Source organism: Amycolatopsis nigrescens CSC17Ta-90 (genome assembly GCF_000384315.1).
GTDB classification, from domain to species: domain Bacteria; phylum Actinomycetota; class Actinomycetes; order Mycobacteriales; family Pseudonocardiaceae; genus Amycolatopsis; species Amycolatopsis nigrescens.
The window spans coordinates 6610269-6631922 of the sequence record NZ_ARVW01000001.1; the positions used below are offsets into that span (position 1 = coordinate 6610269).

Consider the following 21654-nt stretch of genomic DNA (forward strand, 5'->3'; position numbering starts at 1 on the left):
CCTGCGGAAAGGTCGGGTCAGATGTCGAGCACGAGTGTGCCGCCCTTGGCGCGGGACACGCAGATCAGCATCTGCTCTTCGCGCTCGGCGTCGGTCAGCGCGCCGTCGCGGTGCTCGACCTCGCCATCGAGCACCCGCACCACGCAGGTCCGGCAGAAACCCTGCCGGCAGGAGTAGGCCACGTCCGGCAGCGCGGCCCGCGCGACGTCCAGCACGGACCGGTCGGCGGGCACGTCCAGGACCCGCCCGCTGCGGTTCAGCGCCACCCGGAACGGCCTGCCGTCCACGATCGGCGGTGCGGAGAAACGCTCGAAATGCATCGCCCGCGTCCCGCGCCCTGCCACGTCGATGCGGACCCCGCTGATCATCGGGGCCGGCCCGCAGCAGTACACCGCCGCGTTCTCCGGTGCGCCCTCCAGCAGTTCGGCGCCCGATGCCGGGATGCCGTAGTCGGTGTCCGGCCGGATCCACACCCTGCTCTCGTCCAATGTGGACAGCTCGTCGAGGAACGGCATGGAGGCGGCCGTCCTGCCGGTGTACACCAGCCGCCAGTTCGCGCCGAGCGCCGCCGCGCGCCGCACCATCGGCAGGATCGGGGTGATCCCGATACCGCCCGCGATGAACAGGTACGAGCGGTATGGCACGAACGGGAAGGCGTTGCGCGGCCCGCGGACCGTCACCGGCGAACCCGGCCGCAGCGTTTCGTGCACCTCGATGGAGCCCCGGCCGCCACCGTCCTCAACGCCGATCCGGCGGACCGCGATCCGGTAGCCGGTCCGGTCGTCCGGGTCCCCGCACAGCGAGTACTGCCGGATCCTGCCCGAAGGCAGCAGCAGGTCCAGATGGGCACCCGGCCGCCAGAAGGGCAGCCGCGCGCCGTCCGGTGCGGCCAGCCGCAGGCTCACCACGTCCTCCGCCTCGCGCCGCGTCCGCTGCACGACCAGCCGCAGGTCCCGGTCCACCGGCACGATCGGCGGCCGCCTGCGCCCGCTGAACCGGCTGAGCCGCTGGTAGGCGCCGGCCACCGCGGCCAGCGGTCGCATCATCCGGTCCGGGTGCGCGCGCCCGCGCAGGTCCGCTGGCACCCTGGGTAGTTCGGTCAAGCCGGTCACTCCGTTCAGTGCGCCGACTCGGCCGCCCGCGCGGCCGGCGAGCTCGCCAGATAGGCCACCGCCTGTTCGGTGGAGCCGGTCTGCGAGGGGTGGTAGGACGGCTTGAAGTACGGCCGGATCTCCCGCAGCAGGCTGCGGCCGGTGGGCAGCAGGCCGAGCTTGCTGGCCCGTCGGAACTCCCGCCAGCTCGCCTTCTTCGCGCCGGTCGGATCGTTGCGCATCAGGAACCGGGTGCCGCGGACGAAGGCCCAGGCCAGTACCGGGGTGACCACGAACATCGCGCGCACCCGGCGGCTGTACCGGCCGTCGAGGTGTTGGAAGAGCTCGAAGGCGACCGAACGGTGCTCGACCTCTTCGGCGGCGTGCCAGCGGAGCAGGTCGAGCATGGTCGGGTCGGCGCCGTCCAGTGCGCGTGCGTCGAGCACCCACTGCCCGAGGAACGCGGTGTAGTGCTCGATCGCGGCGACCAGGCCGACCCGCTCGACGATCCACTCCTCGCGGGCCCTGCCGGTCAGGTCGCGGTCGCCGAGCAGCTTCCGGAAGATCCACTCCATCTGGCGGACGAACGGCCCGGTGTCCAGCCCCTTGTGGTCGAGGTGGTCGGCCGCGCCGGCGTGCGCCTCGGCGTGCATGGCCTCCTGGCCGATGAAGCCGAGCACGTCCTCGCGCAGCCGGTCGTCCTTGATCAGCGGCACCGCCTGCTTGAACAGGTCGACGAACCAGCGCTCGCCCTCCGGCAGCGTGATGTGCAGGACGTTCATCGTGTGCGTGACCTGCGGTTCGCCGGGCACCCAGTGCATCGGCAGGTCCGCCAAGTCGAACTTGACGTCCCTGGGGTGCAGCACGATCTGTTCCTGCTCGGACTCGGCACTCATGCGTCTCACCGCCGCGTGCCGGCGGGCACCCGCCCGGAGAGCTCGTAGTCGGACGGCTTCACCTTGCGGGTCTGCAGCCAGTACCGCCAGGTGAACCCCGGCCAGATCGTCCGGTTGACGCCCTTCGAGTCCAGGTACCAGCTCTTGCAGCCGCCCTGCGTCCAGACGCCCTTGACCAGCTTGTCCTGGATCTCGGCCTGGAACTCGTCCTGCACGCCCGGCCGCACGTCCAGCGCGGCGGCGTCGCGGGAGTCGGCCAGCCTGATCGCGTCCACCACGTACTTCGACTGGGACTCGATCATGAACACCACCGAGTTGTGCCCGAGCGCGGTGTTCGGCCCGAGCAGGAAGAACAGGTTCGGGAAGCCGGAGACGGTGATGCCGAGATGGGTCTGGATGCCTTCAGCGGCCCATTCCTTGGCCAGGTCGCGTCCGTCCACCCCGGTGATGTCCAGGTACTCCAGCGCGTCGGTGACGTGGAACCCGGTGCCGTAGATGATCGCGTCCACCTCGTGCTCGACGCCGGCCGTGTCGAGCACGCTGTGCGCGCGCACCTCGGCCACGCCGTCGGTGACCACGTCCACGTTGTCGCGGTTGAGCGCGGGGTAGTAGTCGTTCGAGATCAGCACCCGCTTGCAGCCCATCGTGTAGTCCGGGGTGAGCTTGCGGCGCAGCTCCCGATCCTTGATGTGCTTGCCCATATGGCGTTTCGCGATTCCCTCGGCGGCCCGCATGAGTGCCGGGTGGCCGTTGAAGCCGACCGCGCGGACCTCGAGGAACCAGTAGAGCAGGTTCCGGTAGAGCCGCTGCGTCCCCGGCACCAGCTTGAACAGCCGCCTCGACCAGGCCGGCATCGCGTGGTCCGGTTTGGGCATGATCCACGGCGGGGTGCGCTGGAACAGGTTCAGCTCGGCCACCTTCGGCGCGATCTGCGGCACGAACTGGATGGCCGAGGCGCCGGTGCCGACCACCGCGACCCGCTTGCCGGTCAGGTCGTACTCGTGGTTCCACTGCGCGGAATGCCAGGTCTGGCCCTGGAACTTCTCGATCCCCGGCAGCTTGGGGATCTGCGGGATGTGCAGTCCGCCGACGCCGGAGACCACGAACTGTCCGACGAACTCGTCGCCGGAGGAGGTGGTGACGGTCCAGTTCCGCGCGCTCTCGTCCCAGTGCGCGCCGGTCACCTCGACGCCGAACCGGATCCGCTCGCGCAGCCGGTACTTGTCCGCGACACCCTTGAGGTAGTCGAAGATCTCCGGCTGCGGGGAGAACGAGCGGGACCAGTCGGGGTTCTGCTCGTAGGAGAACGAGTACATGTGCGACTGGATGTCGCAGGCGCAGCCGGGATACGAGTTGTCCCGCCAGGTGCCGCCGACTTCGAGCGCCTTCTCCAGGATCACGTAGTCGCGGATGCCGGCCCGTTCCAGCTGGATCGCCTGGCCGAGGCCGGCGAATCCGGTGCCGATGATGACGACCTTGACCCGGGTGCTCATCGTTCCTCCACGCCGTTGCGGACAAGCGGGCGGTAGGTGTTACCACTAGTAACACCTACTCGTAAGTAGGATGAAGGACCGGCTGTGCGGTGTCAAGCTTCCGGGTGCACCCGCCTGGCGATCTCGGCGTCCAGCGGGCTCATCTCCGGCGGCACCGCCGAGTGCGGATCCCACCAGCGGAAGTCCGCTATCTCGTCGTTCACCACGAGGGCCGGCGGGGTGGGCAGGGCGGTCCGGTAGATGGCCGCGTACTCGTGGCGGACCGGCCGCCTCAGCTGGAACTCGGCGATCGCGGCGAAGGCCGGCTCCGCGCTCGCGATGCCGGTCTCCTCGGCCAGTTCCCGGACGGCGGCCTGCCGCGCGCTCTCGCCAGGCTCGCGCATTCCCCCTGGCAGTTCCCATTCGCCGCGGTGGCGGTCGAACACCATCAGCACGGTGCTCGAGAGCGTCACCACGACCAGTGCGGCCGGCAGCGGAACCCCGGTTTCCAGTGTGTCCAATATGGACTCATCGTCGGTGATGCGGAGACTCGTCAGCGTGTTGCCGGTCTGGTCGTGGATCGGGAGGGAGGCCATGGTGGCACTGTCACACAGGCGGTCATACAGGCACGCCGTGCCAGTGCTGCAGCGCCTGGTGCAGGCCGTCTTCGTCCTCGTCTTCGGTGGTGCGCAGCCAGGCGAGGTGCCCGTCCGGGCGGACCAGCAGTGCGCGGAGCTCGGGGTGCTCCCGGCAGCGCGCGGACACCGTGCGGACCCGGGGAGACCAGGCCGCCGCGGACTCGCCCAGCGCCCGTTCCCCGGACAGGTCGAGCAGCAGGCCGTGCCCGGTGGCGAGCAGCGCGGCCAGGTGGGTGCGCCCGCCGTCGGTGCTGAGCGCCAGGTCGGGGGCGAGCAGGCCGAGCCAGGGATGGGCGGTGCCGGGGTGCATGTCGTAGCGGGTGTCGAGGCAGGTGATCGTCTCGGCGAAGGCGGTATTGCCGCCGGGGTGGGCGGCGATCCGGGTGAGCAGCGCGGTGAGCGGCCGGAGCCGGTCGTCCGCCTCGCCGAGGATCACCTGGGCGCGGGTGCTGTCCAGCAGCTGCTCACCCGCGCGGTGGCGTTCGGTGTGGTAGCTGGCGAGCAGCCGCTCCGGCGCGGTGCCGCGCACGGTGGCGGCCAGCTTCCAGCCGAGGTTGAACGCGTCGTCCAGCGCGACGTTGACGCCGATCGCCCCGGCCGGCGGGTGGATGTGGGCGGCGTCCCCGGCCAGCACGACCCGGCCCCGTACGTACTCGGCGGCTTGCCGGGCCGCGTCGCCGAAGCGGGTCAGCCAGCGGGGAGCGCGCAGCTCGACGCGGCGGCCCAGCACGCCGGCGACGGCGTCCGCCAGCTGGTCCAGGGTGACCGGGGTGTCCCGGTCCGCGGGCGGGCGGGGGTCCTCGACGCAGATCCGGACGTAGCCGGGCCGGGGGATGGTGAGCACCGCGCCGCCGGGACCGGCGCTCATGCCGAACGGCAGCGCGGCGGGATCGGCGAGCTCGACGTCACCGAGCAGCGTGCAGCGGGTCGCCTCGGTGCCGGGGAAGTCGATGCCGGCCTGCTTGCGGACCGTGCTGCGGCCGCCGTCGCAGCCGGCGACGTAACCGGCCCGGATGCGGTAGGAGTCCCCGCCGGTGCCGACGACGGCGGTGACCCCGTCCGGATCTTGTTCGAGGGACCGGAGTTCGTGCCCGCGCCGGAGATCGGTGCCGAGTTCGAGCGCGTGCGCTTCGAGCAGCTCCTCGACCCGGGTCTGCGGGATGCCGAGTGAGTAGGGGTGGCCGGTGGCGGCGCCGTCCAGCCCCAGCGGTACCGGCAACCCGGTGAAGGCGGCCTGCGGCACCTGCCAGCCTTCGCTGATGAACCGCTCGGCGAGGCCGCGCCTGGCCAGCAGGTCGAGGGCGCGGGCGTTGAGGTTGAAGCCACGGCAGAAGCCCGGCCGCTCGGCGTGCCGTTCGATCAGCACGGTGTGCACACCGGCGAGCCGGAGTTCGGTGGCGAGCAGCAGCCCGGCCGGCCCCGCCCCGACGATCAGCACTTCAGTCTCTTGTGGACAGTCGATCGTCGCGGTCATGTCGCGGGTCCTTTCCGGTCGGCGGGGGCGGACCAGGTCCAGCCCTGTTCGGAAACCTCGATCTCGGGCCAGAAGAGGCTGCCGTCCCGGATCTCGGCGACGGTCCGACGGGTCCAGGCCAGCTCGGCTTCCCAGGCGTGCAGGGCGCATTCGGCTTCGAGCATGAACAGCCTCGGCAGCTGCCCGGAGCCGACGGTGTCGGCGAGCACGGCCTTGGTCTCGGCGATCCGCTCGCTCAGGTGTCGGTCCCGTTCGGCCAGTGCGTCCGCGGCGCCGTCGGGGCCCAGCGCGCCGAGGTAGGAGACCGCGGCCATGAACTTCGGGTACTCGGGGACGGGTTCCCGCAGCAGCTCGTCGAGCCAGCGGAGGAATTCCCGGTGGCCGAGTTCGGTGTGCGCGTAGACGGTGCGTTCCGGGCGTTTGCCCGCGCGCACCGTCTCCGTCGGCTCGATCCAGTCGTGTCGGACGAGCGCGCCGACCGTGTCGTACAACGAGCCAGAGTTGATCTTGAAACTGCCGTCCTTGTGCCGTTCGCGCAGGATGGAGGCCATTTCGTACGGGTGCATCGGCCGCTCTTGCAGCAGGCCAAGTACGGCCAGCGCGAGCGTGTTGGAGATCTTCCGCTTCGCCACTTCGTATCACCGGTTCCTATTAGTCGGACCCGACTATACGACATGCGGCGGCTACGAGTCGAGGTCGATGTCCGGGCCGCGTGTGGGGGTGACGGTGCCGCCGGTCTGCTCGGCGAGCCAGTGCCCGAAGGACTCTGCCGCGGTCTCCGGGACGTGCACGGTGATGTTCACCCGGCTGTCGTAGCCGACCCCGGCGATCCGGTGCCCGGCCGCGCGGAGCGCGTTCTCCAGCCGTCCCGCATCGGCGTGCCCGGCGCTGATCTCGAAGGTGGCGAACCGAACGCGGTGCAGTACACCGACCGCGTCGATCGCTTCGGACACCGCGCGGCCGTAGGCGCGGACGAGCCCGCCGGCGCCGAGTTTGGTCCCGCCGAAGTACCGGGTCACCACCGCCACCACATCGGTGAGCCCGCGCCGGACGAGCACCTCGAGCATCGGCACCCCGGCGGTCCCGGCCGGCTCGCCGTCGTCGCTGGAGCGTTGCGAGCCGCCGACCCCACCGACCCCTCCGACCCCTCCGACCCCACTGACACGGAAGGCGGAGCAGTTGTGGCTGGCCGACCAGTTCTCCTTGCGGATTCCGGCGATGAACGCGGTCGCCGCCTCGTCCGTGGTGACTCGCTCCAGGCTGCACACGAACCGCGAACGCTGGATCTCGATCTCGTGCACCCCGGCGGCCGCGATCACGTCCACCGGGGTGCACCGCTCTGCGCTCGGCTCATCGTCCGAGTATCGGTTACCGGGGTTCGGCGGCGCAGTGGGTGTCGGCGGGCGGGAAGGCGCCGGCGGTGAGGTAGTCCGTGACCGCGTCCCGGCCGCAGCGGTTCTGGCCGGTGACCAGGTAGGCGCCGTGCCCGCCCTGGTCCACGGTGACCATCCTGGCGCGCGGGCCCAGCGCGGTGCGGGTGGCCCGTGCGCCGGTGAGTGGGGTGATCGGGTCGCGCAGGTTCTGCACGATCAGCACGTTCGACGGGCCGTTCCCGGTGATCGGTATCCGCGGCTCTGGCCGGACCGGCCAGAACGCGCAGGGGGAGACGTTGGCCGCGGCGGCGCCGAACATCGGGAAGCGCAGCCTGTCTTCGGCCACCGCGCGCTGGTAGTGCCGCACCGAACGCGGCCAGGCGTTGTCGTTGCAGAGCACCGCGGTCTGCGCGGAGATGGTGTTGTCCGCCGGTGTGCCGAGGGGACCGGCGGCGCCGGCGGAAAGGTCGCGCCAGCGCGCCGCGAGCGCGGGAAAGCCGTCGTCACTGGTCATGCTGCCGGTGAGCCCGTTCAGCGTGTCGCCGCGGAAGGCCGCGCCCTGCCCGCTCCGATCCTGCTGCCCGGCCAGCTCGAAGTACTTGGCGCGGACCAGTTCCGGGGTGTCGCCGAGGTGGTAGGTGCTCGCGCGCTCGGCCGCCCAGCGGGCGAAGTCGGGGAACCGGTCCTCGAAACCCTTGGCGACGGACCGGAGCTGCGTCTCGTCCAGGCCGGCCGGGCCGAGCGCGCTGTCCAGCACGACGCGGTCGGTGCGCGACGGGTAGCGGCTGGCGAACACCGCGCCGAGGTAGGTGCCGTAGGAGACGCCGAAATAGGACGCCTTGCTCTCACCGAGCGCATCCACGATGAGGTTCATGTCCCTGGCCGTGTTCGCGGTGCTGATCTCGGCCAGCACGGCGGGATCGTTGTGCCGCGCGCAGCCTTCGGCCACCGCGCGCACCTCGCCGGCCCGTTGCCGGACGTCGGCGGCGTCGCGCGGGTAGGGCTGGATGGCGCCCGTGTAGTCCGGCGGCAGCCCGCAGGACACCGGTGTGCTCTCGCCGACCCCGCGCGGGTCGAACCCGATCAGGTCATAGGACTCGCGAAGGCTGTCCGGCAGGCCGAGTGCGACGCCCCTTGCCGGCATCAGCAGGCTGGGGATGCCGGGGCCGCCGTTGTTCATCAGCAGCACGCCCCGGCGTTTCGCCGGATTTGTGCTGTCCATTTTGGACACAGCGAGTTCGATCGTGCGGCCGCCGGGTCGCCGGTGGTCCAGCGGTACCCGCAGCGTGGTGCACTTGAGGCCGTGCAGCGGCACGTTGCCGGGGTTCGGGCAGTCGCCCCAGGCGAGGTGGGTGCGCGCGCCGGCCGCCGGAGCCGTGCCGCACAGCAGCAGGACGGCCAGCGCGCACAGCAGCAGGCGGGAACGGTGTGATGCGGTCATGCGGTGAATCTGCCCGGCACCGCCGGTACCGCGCACCGGCCGTTCGGCACCGCCGGCCTGGACGAAAGTAAGGCGCTCAGATCGGGTTGGGCTCGCCGAGCGGGGCGGAGCAGAACGGGCCGCCGACATAGCCCGCGTCCGGCCCGGGCGCTGGTGCGCTCGCGAGAAGTTCCTCGGCGAACTGCTCCGCGTCGTCCAGCGCCTTGTAGCCCAGTGCTTCGGCTTCGGTGAGGGAGTAGATCCGCCGGGTGTTGGCCGAGACGCCCCAGATCAGCCGGTAGCCGGGGGAAGGGGCGCCGAGGCAGGCTTCGAAGAGCCGGGCGCCGTCGTCCGGGGAGAGCCAGGTGCTCAGGCCGCGAACGCCGGGCGGGCGCTCGAAGCACGAACCGATCCGGACGCACACCACGTCCATCCCGAACCGGGAGTGGTACAGGCTGCCCAGCGACTCGATCACCGCCTTGCCGACGCCGTAGTAGGTGTCCGGGCGCGGGCTCGAATCTGCGGGCAGGCCACCGGTTTCGGTGGCCTCCTGCACGGTGCGGAAGCCGACCGAGTGGTTGCTGGAGGCCAGCACGACCCTGGGCACCCCGGCCGCGCGGGCCGCCTCCAGCACGGTTTGCGTGCCGTTGATATTGACTTCGGCGATCTCCGCCCAGGAGTTCTCCCTGCTGTGCCCGCCGAGGTGGATCAGCGCGTCCACGCCGGCGCACGCCTCGGCCATCACGGCCGGGTCGGTGACCGAGCCGGTGACCAGTTCCACCGCTTCGCCGGGTTCGGCGGCCGGTTGCGGAGCCAGATCGAGCAGGCGCAGGACGCGGCCTTCCCGGCGCAGCCGCGGTCGCATCAGGGTGCCGACGACACCGGCCGCTCCGGTGATCAGGACGCGCTGCTCTGCCATGAAATGCCCCATTTCTCGTTGTATCAAGCGGAGTATTCAGCGGATTCCGGCGCGCCGGAGGCGACGGCCCAGTTCGGTGGTGGTCTCGGTGAGCAGCTCGCCGACCCGGACGGTCTCCTCGTCGGTGACCTGGTCCGCCGGCATCGAGCAGCTGATCGCGTCGGTGCCGGGGATCCGGTACGGGATGACCGCGGCCACGCACCGCACGCCCGGCGTGCCCTCTTCGATCTCCGACGCGTAGCCGCGCTCGCGGATCGCGGCGCACTGGGCGTGCAGCTCCTCCATGGTGGTGATCGTGTTCGCGGTGAGCGCGGGCAGCTCGGCCGGCAGCAGGGCGCCGATCTCGTCCTGGGTCAGCTCGGCGAGTAGCGCCTTGCCCAGCGCGGTGGCGTGCGCCGGTAGGGTGCGGCCGACCCTGGACACCAGGTGCACCGAGCGCCGCGACTCGCGGGTCTCCAGGTACACCACCTCGTCGCCGTTGCGGCGGGCGAAATGCGCGGTGAATCCGGTCTTCTCGCGGACGCTCTCCAGTGCCTCGGTGGCGAATGGCACGATCGGGTCGCGATCGAGGTAGGCGGTGCCGCAGATCAGCGCGCGCACCCCGAGCCGGTACCTGGTGCCCCCGGAGTCGGCCTCCAGCCAGCCGGCCTCGCGCAGGGTGCGCAGCAGGCCGTGCAGGCTGGACCGCGGGAACCCGGTCCGCGCGTGCAGGTCCGACAGGGAGAGCCACACGTCGTTGGCGGCGAACGTCTCGATCAGGTCGATCGCCCGGCGCGCGGACTTGACCCCGGCCGGCTCGGTCCCGTTCTCGGCTGACGGCACCGCCGGCAGCTCGGTCGCAGGTGGCATTTCCCCTCCTCCAGATGGCCGTTGACAGGTGACCCAGGCCATATTAGCGTCCCCGAACGACATTCTAGTAAGCGAACTTAATCACTATAACAGATCCCGTTCAAGAATGTGAACGTTGCCTCGACGACAACAAAGGGGTCCCGCGGTGCACGCACTCGACTGGACAGTGGTGTCCGGCTACTTCGTCCTGATGGTCCTGATCGGCTGGTGGTCGCACCGCCGAATCCACACGGTCAAGGACTTCTTCACCGCCGGCGGCAAGATGCCATGGTGGCTCTCCGGCATCTCGCACCACATGTCGGGCTACAGCGCGGTGCTCTTCGTCGCCTACGCGGGGGTGGCCTACACCGACGGTGTCACCGTGTACTTCTGGGGCTTCGCCAGCATCGGCATCGGGGTCGGCATCGGCGCCTGGGTCTTCGCCGGGCGGTGGAACCGGCTGCGGTCGAAGTTCGGCGTGCAGTCCCCGCTGGAATTCCTGGCCAAGCGCTACAACATCCCCACCCAGCAGGCACTGGCCTGGAGCGGCAGCCTGCTGAAGACCTTCGACGTGGCGTCGAAGTGGTTCGCGGTGGCGACCCTGCTGAAGTCCTTCGCGGGGGTGCCGATCACCGCGGGCATCCTGGTCACCGGCGGGGTCACCCTGCTCTACTGCACCGCGGGCGGGCTGTGGGCGGACGCGCTCACCGACTTCGGCCAGTTCGTCATCCAGGGCCTCGCCGGGATCGTGATGATCTGGGCGATCCTGGACTCGCTCGGCGGGATCTCCGGGCTGTGGACCATGTGGGACAAGCTGCCCGAAGCCCACCTCAGCCCCACCACCGACAAGTACACCACCGTCTTCCTGCTGGTCTACGTGCTGGTCAAAACCCTGGAGTACAACGGCGGCATGTGGAACCTGGCGCAGCGGTACATGGCCGCGCCGGACGCAGCGGACGCCAAGCGGGGCGCGAAGCTCTCCGCCGTGCTGTACCTGGTGTGGCCGCTGATCCTGATGATCCCGATGTTCGCGGCCCCGCTGTTCCTGCCGGACCTGACCGACCCGACCACCTCCTACGCCGAGCTGACCAAGCACTTCCTGCCGGCCGGCATGATCGGGCTGGTGCTGGCCGGCATGTTCTCGCACACGATGGCGATGGTCTCCTCGGACGCGAACGCGATCTCGGCGGTGGTCACCAGGGACATGCTGCCGGTGCTGTGGCGCCGGGCGCGTTCCTTCACCGAGGCGCAGAACCTGCGCACGGCCAGGGTGGTGACCTTCGGGTTCATCGTGCTGAGCATGGTCATCGCCACCCAGGCGCGCAGCCTCGGCGGGGTGCTGGCGATCGTGGTGTCCTGGGTCGCCGCGCTGATGGGCCCGATCTCGGTGCCGCTGCTGCTCGGCATGCTGCCCTGGTTCCGGCGCTGCGGTTCCCGTGCGGCACTGGCCTCCTGGGCCTGCGGGCTGGCCACCTACGCACTGGTCTACTACGTGTTCGACAGCAGTCAGACGGTCATCGTGGCGTCGCCGATCCTGGTCTCGCTGGCGGTCTACGTCGCGCTCGGCCTGATCGCGTCGGAACGCACCCCGGCGATCGACGAGATGGTGGACCGGCTGGACTCCGACGAAGGCGGCGCCACCGGCCCGACCGACCCCGGCAAGTCGGCCACCGGCTCGACCGTCACCGCCTGAACCGCCAAGAGCACCACCGACGACGAAAGAGCTGACGTACATGGCACAGCCCAGGATCGAGCTGGACGGCCTGCTGGCCTTCCCGCTCACCCCGTTCACCGACGAGCTCGAGCTGAACCTCGATGCCTTCGCCCACAACGTGCAGGCCCACCTGGCCGCCGGGGCGGCGGCGCTGTTCGTCGGCTGCGGAACCGGGGAGTTCAGCGCGCTCGCCCCGCACGAGCAGGCGGCGCTGCTGCGGACCGCGCGGGACGTGGTGGACGCCCGCGTGCCGGTCTGGGTGGGCGCCGGCGGGGGTGCGGCCAACGCGCGGGCCGGGGTCGCCGCGGCCGAGGCCGGTGGCGCGGACGGGGTGCTGCTGCTCCCGCCGTACCTGGTCACCGGTCCGCAGTCCGGGCTGATCGACCACGTGCGCTACGCGATCGGCGACTCGAAGGTGCCGGTGATCGTCTACCACCGTTCGCCGGGGGTGTTCACCGCTGCGTCCGCGACGGAACTGCTCGACCTGCCGACGGTGGCCGGGCTCAAGGACGGCTACGGCGACATCGAGCTGATGAGCCGGATCGTGGCCGGTATCCGCGGGGTCGGCACGCCGCGGTCGCGGGAGTTCCTGTTCTTCAACGGGATGCCGACCGCGGAGGTGTCCGCGCGGGCCTACGCGTCGATCGGGGTGGCGCGGTACTCCTCGGCGGTGCACTGCTTCGCGCCGGAGATCGCCGCCCGCTACCACCGGGCGCTGGCCGAGGGCGACGACGCGACCATGGACGCACTGCTGACCGGCTTCTACCTGCCGCTGGTGGCGCTGCGGGACGAGACCCCTGGTTTCGCGGTGTCGCTGGTCAAGGCCGCCGCCAGGGCACGCGGCCAGAAGACCGGCGGGGTGCGCCCGCCGCTGACCGAGCCGACCGCCGAGCAGCTCGACCGGCTGGAGCGGATCATCGGCGACGGCCTGCGCGTACTGGCCGGGCTGGGCTGAGCCGTGCGAGTGACCGGTTACGCCTACCCGTGGGACGTGCTCGAAGCGCCCGGTTTCACCGACCGTGCCGAGGAACTCGGGTTGGCGGAGGTCGCGGTCGCGGTCTCCTACCACAGCACGCGCGCGGCCACCCCGTGGTCGGACCGGCGGACCGCGGTACTGGCCAGGCACGCGGCGCTCTACCGGCCGGTGCGCGCGCGGGCGTGGGAGGGCGCCCGCCTGCGGCCCGGCGTACCGGACTGGGCCGGCGTGCCGGACAGCGCCGGTGACGCGGTGCGGGCGCTCGGTGCGGCCGGGGTGCCGGCGTCGGCCTGGGTCGTGCTGACGCACAACTCGCGGCTGGGCACCGAATTCGCCGACGTCGCGGTGCACAACTGCTTCGGCGAGCCGTACCCGTGGGCGTTGTGCCCGGCAAGGCAGGAGGTGCGGGACTACGCCGCGACGCTGACCGCGGAGTCCCTCGACGGCCTGGACCTGACCTCCGTAGTGCTGGAGGCCTGCGGGCAGCTCGGGGTGCTGCACCAGTGCCACCACGAGAAGACCGACGCGGTCTGGTCGCCCGCGGTGGCGCGGCTGCTTTCGGTCTGCTGCTGCGCCGCCTGCGCCGTGCTGTGGGCCGAAGCCGGTTGGGACGCCGACGAGGTGCGGGGCCTGCTGCGTGCCGAAATCCGGCACCTGATGGCCGAAGCGGACCTCACCGGGACCGAGGACGCGCTGTCGCCGGAGCTGCACGAGCTGCTGCTGGACACCCGGCAGCGGAGCACCGGCGCGTTGCGCCGCGCGGTGCTGGCGGAGATCCCCGGCGACCCGATGGTCGTGCTGCACGGCGCGGTGGACCCGTGGGTGACCGGGGCGCTGCCCGGGATCACGCCGGGGGCGGCGGAGGACGCGGACTCGGTGGTGCTGCAGTGCTGGCAGCCCGGCGACCGCAGCCTGGCCGCGGTGGCGACCGCGCGCGCCGCCCTTTCGTCCACTGTGGACGTTGGCGCGTATGTCACCGCGGTGGGCCCGCAGCGGGTCCCCGACCTCGGCGGCTACGTGGCCGAGCTGGGCAAGGCAGGTGCCGCCCAGCTGCACCTCTACCACCTCGGCCTGGCCGGCCCGGCCCGCTGGCCCGACCTGCGCGCCGCCATCCCTCGTGAGTGAAAAACGTTGCCCTGGCAACACTTTTCACTCACGACCGTTGACCTGCGGAAACGACTGCGAGAGGAACTGATGAGCGACGAGACCGACACCGGTGAACTGCGGCGGCTCCTGACCGCCGCCGCCGCCGCCGACGCGGCGGGCCGGACCGCCGCCAGCACGCCGGAAGAACGGGCGAGCTGGCTGACGGCCGCGGCGGACGCACTGGACGGTGCGGCCGACGAGCTGGTCGAGCTGGCCGCGGCGGAGACCCACCTGCCGGCCACGCCGCGGCTGCGCGGGGAGCTGCTCCGGACGACTTTCCAGCTGCGGCTCTTCGGTGAGGTGCTGGCGGACGGCGAGTTCCTGGACGCTCGCGTCGACCACGCCGACCCCGGGTGGCCGATGGGCCCGCGCCCGGACATCCGCCGGGTGCGGGTGCCGATCGGGCCGGTGCTGGTGTTCGCCGCGAGCAACTTCCCGTTCGCCTTCAGCGTCGCCGGTGGCGACACGGCGTCGGCGCTCGCGGCGGGCTGCCCGGTGGTGCTCAAGGCACATCCCGGCCATCCGCGGCTGTCCGCTCGGACGGGGGAGATCCTGCGGGACGCGCTGGTCGCGGCCGGCGCCCCGGCCGGCGTCTTCGAGGTGATCCACGGGGTCGAAGCCGGAGTCGAGGCGCTGCGGGACCCGCTGGTCGCGGCGGCGTCGTTCACCGGTTCGGTGGCCGGTGGCCGGGCGCTGTTCGACATCGCGGCGGCCCGCCCGAACCCGATCCCGTTCTACGGTGAGCTGGGCAGCGTGAACCCGGTCGTGGTGACGCCCGGTGCGGTACGGGCCAGGGGCGAGCAGATCGCGAAGGGTTTCGCCGGCTCGTTCACGCTCGGCGCCGGGCAGTTCTGCACCAAGCCGGGCCTGCTGTTCCTGCCGGAGGGCCATGGTCTGGAGGACGCGCTGCGCGATGCGGTGGCGGCGACCAGTGCGCAGCCGATGCTGAACGAGCGGATCACCTCTGGTTTCGCGGCCGGACTGGATCGGTTGCGCGCGCTGCCGGAGGTGCGCGTGCTGGCCGGCACCGAGAACGCCGGGGACGGCACCGGCGCGACCCTGCTGGCCACCACCGCGGCCGGGTTCGCCAAGAGCGACGCGGCGGTTCGCGAAGAGTGCTTCGGCCCGGCGTCGATCGTGGTGACCTACTCCGGTCACGCCGAGCTGCTCGGGCTGCTCGCCGAGCTGGAGCCGGGGCTGACCGCCACCGTGCAGGCCGAAGAGTCCGAAGTGGACGATGTGCGGGCGTTGCTGCCCGCGCTGACCAGGATCGCCGGACGGCTGCTGTGGAACGACTGGCCGACCGGGGTCACGGTCAGCTGGGCGCAGCAGCACGGCGGCCCGTACCCGGCGACCACCGCGCCGACCAGCACCTCGGTGGGTACCGCGGCGATCGAGCGGTTCCTGCGTCCGGTCGCCTGGCAGGGCTTCCCGGACGCGCTGCTGCCGCCGGCGCTGCGCGAGGACAACCCCTGGCGGCTGCCGAGGCGCACCGACGGCGAACGCAGCGAGTAAACCCCCGCAAGAGCCAACCAAGAGCCAACGCAGTCTCTCTGGGAGGAACCATGTCCGTGAACCGCAGAACAGTGCTGCGCGGAGGAACCCTGGCCACCGCGGCGCTCGCCGTGCCGGCCGTGTCCGGCCCCGCGCGAGCCGCCGCCGCGCAGCCGGACATGGCGAAGATCCTCGCCGCCTACCGCGCGCTGCAGGTGGGCACCGGGCGCCGCTCACCCGAGCGGGACCAGGCGGTGCGCGCGCTCGACGAGGTGGCCACGGGCTACCTCGCCGCCATGCGGGACGCCGACCAGCTGTGGGCGGACCTGCCGGTCGAGCCGGGCAGCACGTACTTCCCGAAGATGTACTACCGGCTGCGCACGATCGCGGTGGACTGGGCGACCCCCGGTTCGGCGCTCTCGGCGGAACCCGAGCTGCCCGGCCGGATCGTCACCGCGCTCGACACGCTGTATCGCTTGCAGTACAACGAGAACACCAGTGAGATCGGCAACTGGTACGTCTACGAGATCGGGGTGCCCTACTGGGTGCTGCAGATCCTGGTGGCGCTCGGCGATGCGGTGGCGGCCGCGGACCGGGAACGGCTGCTGCGGCCGGTGCTGCGCTTCGTCGCCGATCCCAACCGCCGCACCAACAAACCGGAGCTGGTGGAGACCGGGGCGAATCGGGCGGACAAGGCGCTGATCGCGGTGGTGTCCGGGGCGATGGCAGGGGACGCCGCCCGGATCGCGGCCGGGGTGGCCGCGGTGACCGACGTGGCCGGCGGCGGTGCGGCCAGCCTGGTGCGGTTGGTGACCGCGGGGGACGGGTTCCACCCCGACGGCTCGTTCCTCCAGCACGACGTGGTGCCCTATCCGGGGCACTACGCCCTGGTGCTGCTGCAGGCGGTGGCCGGGCTGGCCGAGGTCACCGCCGGCACGGCCTGGGAGCTGCCGGTGGAGGTGCGGCGGCGGATCAGCGAGGCGGCGGTGGACGCCTGCGCGCCGTTCATGTTCGCCGGCTCCATGATGGAACCGGCCAGGGGGCGGTTCCTTTCCCGGCAGGGGGAGACCGGCCATGACAGCGGCCATCAGCTGACCGCGGCCGCGGTGCTGCTCGCCAGGCACGCGCCGGAGCCGGTCCGCGCCACCCTGGCCGGGCTGGTCGCGGACTGGGTGGGCAGCGGGAAATGGGCACCGTTCCTGAAGGTCGTCGACGTCCAGCGGTTCTCCGGCGGGCTGCAGCCGGTCGGGGTGCCGGAGGTCGAGTACGCCCAGCAACTGCTGGCCGGGAAACCGCGGCGGCCGGCGCGGGTGCCGGTGCACCGGGTCTTCGGCCAGCAGGACCGGATGGTGCACGTGACCACGGACTGGTCCGCGTCGCTCGGCCTCAGCTCCACCAGGATCTGCCGGTACGAGTCGATCAACGGGATGAACCTGCACGGCTGGTACACCGGCGACGGCATGCTCTACGTGTTCCTGCCGGAGGCGCAGGGGCATTACAGCGACGCGTACTGGCCGACCGTGGACGCGCACCTGCTGCCCGGCACCACGGAGAAGGCGGGCACCCCACCGGCTCTGGGCTCGGTGCCGGTGACTTCGCGTGACTTCGCCGGGGGAGCGCGCTGGGACGAACGGTACGGGGTGCACGGCCTGGACTTCGTTTCCCAGGACGGCACGCTGAGCGCGAAGAAGTCCTGGTTCTTCACCCCGTCCGGGGTGCTCTGCCTCGGCGCGGGCATCACCGACGCGAGCGGCGCGGCGGTGCGCACCACGATCGAGAACCGGAACCTCGGCGAGGGCGGTGACCCCGCGCTGCTCGCCGACGGTCGTCCGACCACTGTGGAGCTTGGCTCGGCCGCGACGCTGCGCCGCCCGCGATGGCTGCACCTGGCCGGCACCGGCGGCTACCTGGTGCTCGACGACGCGACGGTGTCGGTGCTGCGCGAGGACCGCACCGGGGCGTGGCGGGACATCGACACCGGTGCGAACACCGCCGGCACCAGCACCCCGTACACCCGGCGGTACCAGAAGATCGTGCTCGAGCACGGCGCCCGGCCCGCCGGGGCGAGCTACGCCTACGTGGTGCTGCCCGGCGCGTCGGTGGTGCGCACCATCGCTTCGGCGGCGCAGTGGCGGGTGCGTGCGAACACGGAAACCGTGCAGGCGACCAGGTTGTGGAACGGCACGCTGCTGGCGAACTTCTTCGGCGCGGGCGCGGTGGACGAGCTGAGTGTGTCCGGGCCGGCCTCGGTGGCGCTCGGCGTGACCGGCCGGGGCCTGCGGCTGGCGGTTGCCGACCCGACCCAGCGCCAGGACCGGATCCGGGTCACCGTGCGGCGCCGGACGGTGGACGTGCCGGTCGGCGGCATGCTCGGCGCCACCACGGTGCTCACGCTGGGGTCCTGATGTGAACAGCGGATCAGGAACAGTCGTGCACTGAACCTCGGTGTGAATGGGTGTCTTGTGCACTAAGTAAATCACCGCTAGCCTCCCCTGGAGTACCCGGCGGAAAGCGAGCGACGATGCCCATCGATCCCGCGGTGATCGGTACCGAGCTGCCCGAGTTCGGCGTGGACGTGGAGCGCGGGCGGTTGCGCTTCTTCGCGAAGGCCATCGGTGAGACCGATCCGGTGTACGTGGACCTCCAGGCGGCCGGTGCGGCCGGGCACCGGGATCTGCCGGTCCCGCCGACCTTCTTCTTCGGCCTGGAGCTGCAGGGGCCGGACTCCTTCGGCTGGCTCGGCGACCTCGGCGTGGACCTGCGCCGGGTGCTGCACGGCGAGCAGGAGTTCCACTACCACGCGCTGGCCTACGCCGGTGACCACCTGCGGTTCTCCTCGCGGATCACGGACAGTTACAGCAAGAAGGCGGGTGCGCTGGACTTCCTGGTCAAGGAGACCGATGTGCGCCGCGACGGGGAGGACATCGTGACCCTGCGCCAGATCCTGGTGGTGCGGAACCCGGAGGTGCGCCCGTGAGCACGTTCGCCGAACCCGGTGCCGAACTGCCGCCGCTGGCCGCGCCGGAGATCACCAGGACCACGCTGGCCCTGTTCGCCGGTGCGTCCGGGGACCACAACCCGATCCACCTCGATCTGGACGTCGCCCGCTCCGCCGGGCTGGATGACGTGTTCGCGCACGGCATGCTGTCCATGGCCTATCTCGGCAGGCTGCTCACCTCCTGGGTGCCGCAGCACCGGATCCGCTCGTTCTCGGTGCGGTTCGCCGCGATCACCCCGGTGCACGCCAAGCCGGTCGCCACCGGCACGGTGACCGAGGTGTCCGAAGTAGACGGTGAGCGGCTGGCAACGCTGGAGCTGGCGGTGACGCTGGCGGACGGCACCGTGACCCTTTCCGGCGGTGCTGTCGTCGCTTTGGACTAGGAGGAGCCTGTGTATCTGACCCAGTCCCTGCACCGGTCGGTGCAGCAGAACCCGGACGCGACGAGCACCATCTGCGGCGGCCGGATCAGGACCTTCGCCGAGACGGCGGACCGCGTCGCGCGGCTGGCCGGTGCGCTGCGCGAGCTCGGTGTCGGCCGTGGTGACCGAGTCGCGATGTATGCGTTGAACTCCGACCGCTACCACGAGTATCTGCTGGCGGTGCCGTGGGCGGGCGCGGTGCTCAACCCGGTGAACATCCGCTGGAGCCCGGCCGAGATCGTGTACTCGCTGGAAGACTCCGGAACTTCGGTGCTGCTGGTGGACGACCAGTTCGCCGGGGCGGTGCCGGTGCTGCGGGAGCGGTTCCCGGCGCTGCGCACGGTGATCCACTGCGGCGACGGCGAGACCCCGGAGGGGATGCTCTCCTACGAGGCGCTGCTCGCCGGCGCGGCCCCGGTCGAGGACGTGCGCCGCGGTGGCGACGAGACCGCCGGGATCTTCTACACCGGTGGCACCACCGGCTTTCCCAAGGGTGTGGTGCTCAGCCACGCGAACATGGTCACCTCCGCGCTCGGTTCCCTGTGCACCGGCGGGTTCCTGTCCAAGGGCGGCAGGCTGCTGCACGTGGCGCCGATGTTCCACCTCGCCGACATCGCGATCTGGGTGGCGCAGAGCATGCTCGGCGGCACGCACGTGATGCTGCCGATGTTCGATCCGGCCGCGGTGCCGGCGGTGATCGCCGAGCACGGGATCACCGATGTGCTGCTGGTGCCGACCATGGTGCAGCTGGTGGTGGACCATCCGGCCGTCGCCGAGCACGACCTGTCCAGCCTGCGCGGCCTGGTCTACGGCGCCTCCCCGATCTCGGAGGCGGTGCTGGCCAAGGCGATGCGGACGTTCCCGTCGGCCCGGTTCACCCAGGCGTACGGGATGACCGAGCTGTCGCCGGTGGCCACCCTGCTGCTGCCCGAGGAGCACGAGGATCCGGCGCTGCTGCGGTCGGCGGGCCGGGCGGTGCCCCATGCCGAGCTGCGCGTGGTGGATCCGGATGGGGCCGAGTTGCCACCTGGAGTGGTCGGCGAGGTGGTGGTCCGCGGTGGGCACGTGATGCAGGGGTACTGGAACAAACCGGAGGAGACCGCGGCCGCGCTGCGCGACGGCTGGATGCACACCGGCGACGGCGGCTACCTGGACGAGCGGGGTTACCTGTTCGTGGTGGACCGGATCAAGGACATGATCGTCTCCGGCGGCGAGAACGTGTACTCGGTCGAGGTGGAGAACGCGCTGGCCAAGCATCCCGCGGTGGCCGCCTGCGCGGTGATCGGGGTGCCGGATGAGGAATGGGGCGAGCGGGTGCACGCCGTGGTGGTGCTCGCGGACGGCGCGCGGACGGACGGGGACGAGCTGCGGGCGCACTGCCGGGAGCACATCGCCGGCTACAAGTGCCCGCGCACGGTGGAGTTCAGCACCGCGCTGCCGATGTCCGGTGCGGGCAAGATCCTCAAACGCGAGCTGCGCAAGCGGTACTGGACCGACGAGAACAGGGCCGTGCACTAGCGCGTTGTCCTGAATGGACTGTGAGGAGACGGGTGATGGCGGGGGCTCCGGCCGTACGCGCGCGGCGGCCGAAGGACCGCAAGCAGCAGATCCTCCGGGTGGCCGCGGAGCGGTTCCGCCGGGTCGGCTACCACAATGTGCGGATGGCCGAGATCGCCGAGGCGACCGGCATCACCGCGGGCGCGCTCTACCGGCACTTCAGCGGCAAGCGGGAGCTGCTGGCCGCGTGCACCGAGGATTCGATGGATCGGCTGGCCGAGCTGGTGCGTGCGCCAGGGGAGCTGGCCGATTTGCTCGGCGCGGTCGCCGGGTTCGCAGTGGAGCATCGCGCGCTCGGCGTGCTCTGGCAGCGCGAGGCGCGGCATCTGGCGGAAGAGCGGCGGCGCGAGCTGCGGCACGGGTTGCGTGACGCCGCTGCCGCGCTCGCCGAGCGGATCACGCTGGCGAGGCCGTCGCTGTCCACTTCGGACGCTGAGTTGCTCGCCTGGTGCGTGTTCGCGGTGCTGGCCAGCCCGGCGCAGCACACGGTGGAGCTGGAGCCGTCGCGCTTCGGTGACCTGCTCGCCGGGTTGTCCGGTGCGGTGGTCGCCGCCGACCTGCCGCCCGCTGGGGCTGCGCGGTCTTCGCCGTCCGGAAACGGCTTGGCCAGGACGTCGCGCCGGGAGATGCTGTTGACCGCGGCCATCCGGTTGTTCAGCGAGCAGGGCTACCAGTCGGTCAGCATGGCCGAAGTCGGCGCGGCCGCCGGCATCAGCGGTCCGAGCGTGTACAACCACTTCGCCAACAAGTCGGAACTGCTGGTGGCGGCGCTGCGCCGGGCGAACGAAACCCTGCAGCTCGCCCTGTCGGACGCACTGGCCCGCGCCGAGACCGCGGAGTCGGCCCTGCACGCGGTGCTCGATTCGTATGTCGGGCTGACGCTCAGCCACAGCGACCTGATCGGCACCCTGATCACCGAGCTGGTCAACCTGCCCGGCGAACAGCGCCACGAACTTCGCCGCGTGCAGCACGAATACCTGGCCGAATGGGTCAACCTGCTCCGCACCACCCACCCCGCCCTCCCCGAACCCGACGCCAGGGTCATGGTCCACGCCGCGATCACGCTGATCAACGACGTCGCCCGCATCCACCACCTCCGCACCCGCCCCGCCCTGTCCACCGAACTCGCCCACCTCGCCCGCACCCTCCTCGCCACCCCGCGCCGGTAGCTCCCCGCTCGCTTTCCGACGACGAGACCCGAACGCAGAACTCGCAGGAGGCGAACGTGGGACTCGC

Annotated in this window: 19 protein-coding genes; 9 read left to right on the plus strand and 10 right to left on the minus strand. The window is 71.4% G+C overall.

Features of this window, described 5'->3' with window-relative positions; all coding sequences use genetic code 11:
• Nucleotides 1-17: 17 nt before the first annotated feature.
• From AMYNI_RS0131485 to AMYNI_RS0131530, 10 genes are all read right to left on the minus strand, one after another.
• Nucleotides 18-1112, minus strand: coding sequence for a PDR/VanB family oxidoreductase (locus tag AMYNI_RS0131485; protein ID WP_020672083.1), 1095 nt, complete (start codon nucleotides 1110-1112; stop codon nucleotides 18-20).
• A 5-nt stretch (nucleotides 1113-1117) separates the two neighbouring features.
• Nucleotides 1118-1987, minus strand: a complete 870-nt coding sequence (locus tag AMYNI_RS0131490) for a metal-dependent hydrolase (RefSeq protein WP_020672084.1) — start codon at nucleotides 1985-1987, stop codon at nucleotides 1118-1120.
• Nucleotides 1988-1992: 5 nt separating this feature from the next.
• Nucleotides 1993-3480 (minus strand): flavin-containing monooxygenase, encoded by a 1488-nt coding sequence (locus AMYNI_RS0131495; protein ID WP_020672085.1) that lies wholly within the window; start codon nucleotides 3478-3480, stop codon nucleotides 1993-1995.
• Nucleotides 3481-3572: 92 nt separating this feature from the next.
• Nucleotides 3573-4055, minus strand: coding sequence for an NUDIX hydrolase (locus AMYNI_RS0131500; RefSeq protein WP_020672086.1), 483 nt, complete (start codon nucleotides 4053-4055; stop codon nucleotides 3573-3575).
• Nucleotides 4056-4077: 22 nt separating this feature from the next.
• The gene (locus AMYNI_RS0131505; protein WP_020672087.1) at nucleotides 4078-5571 is read right to left on the minus strand and encodes an FAD-dependent monooxygenase; all 1494 of its coding nucleotides are present in this window, start codon (nucleotides 5569-5571) and stop codon (nucleotides 4078-4080) included.
• Nucleotides 5568-6203: a PadR family transcriptional regulator gene (locus AMYNI_RS0131510; protein WP_020672088.1), complete on the minus strand. Its 636-nt coding sequence runs from the start codon at nucleotides 6201-6203 to the stop codon at nucleotides 5568-5570. The genes AMYNI_RS0131505 and AMYNI_RS0131510 overlap by 4 nt, the downstream gene beginning before the upstream one ends.
• Before the next feature lie 51 nt (nucleotides 6204-6254).
• Entirely contained in the window at nucleotides 6255-6896 is a 642-nt protein-coding gene (locus tag AMYNI_RS0131515) for a YigZ family protein (protein WP_020672089.1), read from the minus strand.
• A 43-nt stretch (nucleotides 6897-6939) separates the two neighbouring features.
• Nucleotides 6940-8385 carry an alpha/beta hydrolase gene (locus AMYNI_RS0131520; protein WP_026361190.1) on the minus strand — a complete coding sequence of 482 codons (1446 nt, stop codon included), beginning with the start codon at nucleotides 8383-8385 and terminating at the stop codon, nucleotides 6940-6942.
• Between the two features lie 76 nt (nucleotides 8386-8461).
• Nucleotides 8462-9283, minus strand: a complete 822-nt coding sequence (locus AMYNI_RS0131525) for an NAD-dependent epimerase/dehydratase family protein (RefSeq protein ID WP_026361191.1) — start codon at nucleotides 9281-9283, stop codon at nucleotides 8462-8464.
• Nucleotides 9284-9319: 36 nt separating this feature from the next.
• Complete coding sequence (locus tag AMYNI_RS0131530; RefSeq protein WP_026361192.1) at nucleotides 9320-10132, minus strand: IclR family transcriptional regulator; 813 nt, start codon at nucleotides 10130-10132, stop codon at nucleotides 9320-9322.
• A gap of 145 nt (nucleotides 10133-10277) precedes the next feature.
• On the opposite strand from AMYNI_RS0131530, the gene AMYNI_RS0131535 reads away from it, so the two are divergent.
• The 9 genes from AMYNI_RS0131535 to AMYNI_RS0131575 all read left to right on the plus strand — a co-directional run bounded on the left by AMYNI_RS0131535 (nucleotide 10278) and on the right by AMYNI_RS0131575 (nucleotide 21587).
• Nucleotides 10278-11804 (plus strand): sodium:solute symporter family protein, encoded by a 1527-nt coding sequence (locus AMYNI_RS0131535; RefSeq protein WP_020672091.1) that lies wholly within the window; start codon nucleotides 10278-10280, stop codon nucleotides 11802-11804.
• 40 nt (nucleotides 11805-11844) lie between these two features.
• Nucleotides 11845-12780 carry a 5-dehydro-4-deoxyglucarate dehydratase gene (locus AMYNI_RS0131540; protein WP_020672092.1) on the plus strand — a complete coding sequence of 312 codons (936 nt, stop codon included), beginning with the start codon at nucleotides 11845-11847 and terminating at the stop codon, nucleotides 12778-12780.
• Between the two features lie 3 nt (nucleotides 12781-12783).
• Nucleotides 12784-13926 (plus strand): hypothetical protein, encoded by a 1143-nt coding sequence (locus AMYNI_RS0131545; RefSeq protein WP_026361193.1) that lies wholly within the window; start codon nucleotides 12784-12786, stop codon nucleotides 13924-13926.
• Between the two features lie 69 nt (nucleotides 13927-13995).
• Nucleotides 13996-15462 carry an aldehyde dehydrogenase (NADP(+)) gene (locus AMYNI_RS0131550; RefSeq protein ID WP_020672094.1) on the plus strand — a complete coding sequence of 489 codons (1467 nt, stop codon included), beginning with the start codon at nucleotides 13996-13998 and terminating at the stop codon, nucleotides 15460-15462.
• Between the two features lie 50 nt (nucleotides 15463-15512).
• A complete protein-coding gene (locus tag AMYNI_RS0131555; protein WP_026361194.1) occupies nucleotides 15513-17846 on the plus strand; it encodes a polysaccharide lyase 8 family protein in 2334 nt (777 codons plus the stop codon).
• A 116-nt stretch (nucleotides 17847-17962) separates the two neighbouring features.
• Entirely contained in the window at nucleotides 17963-18418 is a 456-nt protein-coding gene (locus tag AMYNI_RS0131560; protein WP_020672096.1) for a MaoC family dehydratase N-terminal domain-containing protein, read from the plus strand.
• On the plus strand, nucleotides 18415-18822 hold the full coding sequence (locus AMYNI_RS0131565) for a MaoC/PaaZ C-terminal domain-containing protein (protein WP_020672097.1): 408 nt from the start codon (nucleotides 18415-18417) through the stop codon (nucleotides 18820-18822). The genes AMYNI_RS0131560 and AMYNI_RS0131565 overlap by 4 nt, the downstream gene beginning before the upstream one ends.
• Before the next feature lie 9 nt (nucleotides 18823-18831).
• A complete protein-coding gene (locus tag AMYNI_RS0131570) occupies nucleotides 18832-20379 on the plus strand; it encodes a long-chain-fatty-acid--CoA ligase (protein WP_020672098.1) in 1548 nt (515 codons plus the stop codon).
• A gap of 35 nt (nucleotides 20380-20414) precedes the next feature.
• On the plus strand, nucleotides 20415-21587 hold the full coding sequence (locus AMYNI_RS0131575; RefSeq protein WP_020672099.1) for a TetR/AcrR family transcriptional regulator: 1173 nt from the start codon (nucleotides 20415-20417) through the stop codon (nucleotides 21585-21587).
• The last annotated feature ends 67 nt before the right edge of the window (nucleotides 21588-21654 follow it).

Excerpts from the sequence above, each read along its gene's own strand:
- AMYNI_RS0131490 (WP_020672084.1), bottom strand. The coding sequence starts at position 1,987 with ATGAGTGCCGAGTCCGAGCAGGAACAGATCGTGCTGCACCCCAGGGAC.
- AMYNI_RS0131495 (WP_020672085.1), bottom strand. The coding sequence starts at position 3,480 with ATGAGCACCCGGGTCAAGGTCGTCATCATCGGCACCGGATTCGCCGGC.
- AMYNI_RS0131500 (WP_020672086.1), bottom strand. The coding sequence starts at position 4,055 with ATGGCCTCCCTCCCGATCCACGACCAGACCGGCAACACGCTGACGAGT.
- AMYNI_RS0131505 (WP_020672087.1), bottom strand. The coding sequence starts at position 5,571 with ATGACCGCGACGATCGACTGTCCACAAGAGACTGAAGTGCTGATCGTC.
- AMYNI_RS0131520 (WP_026361190.1), bottom strand. The coding sequence starts at position 8,385 with ATGACCGCATCACACCGTTCCCGCCTGCTGCTGTGCGCGCTGGCCGTC.
- AMYNI_RS0131525 (WP_026361191.1), bottom strand. The coding sequence starts at position 9,283 with ATGGCAGAGCAGCGCGTCCTGATCACCGGAGCGGCCGGTGTCGTCGGC.
- AMYNI_RS0131530 (WP_026361192.1), bottom strand. The coding sequence starts at position 10,132 with ATGCCACCTGCGACCGAGCTGCCGGCGGTGCCGTCAGCCGAGAACGGG.
- AMYNI_RS0131540 (WP_020672092.1), top strand. The coding sequence starts at position 11,845 with ATGGCACAGCCCAGGATCGAGCTGGACGGCCTGCTGGCCTTCCCGCTC.
- AMYNI_RS0131550 (WP_020672094.1), top strand. The coding sequence starts at position 13,996 with ATGAGCGACGAGACCGACACCGGTGAACTGCGGCGGCTCCTGACCGCC.
- AMYNI_RS0131555 (WP_026361194.1), top strand. The coding sequence starts at position 15,513 with ATGTCCGTGAACCGCAGAACAGTGCTGCGCGGAGGAACCCTGGCCACC.
- AMYNI_RS0131560 (WP_020672096.1), top strand. The coding sequence starts at position 17,963 with ATGCCCATCGATCCCGCGGTGATCGGTACCGAGCTGCCCGAGTTCGGC.
- AMYNI_RS0131575 (WP_020672099.1), top strand. The coding sequence starts at position 20,415 with ATGGCGGGGGCTCCGGCCGTACGCGCGCGGCGGCCGAAGGACCGCAAG.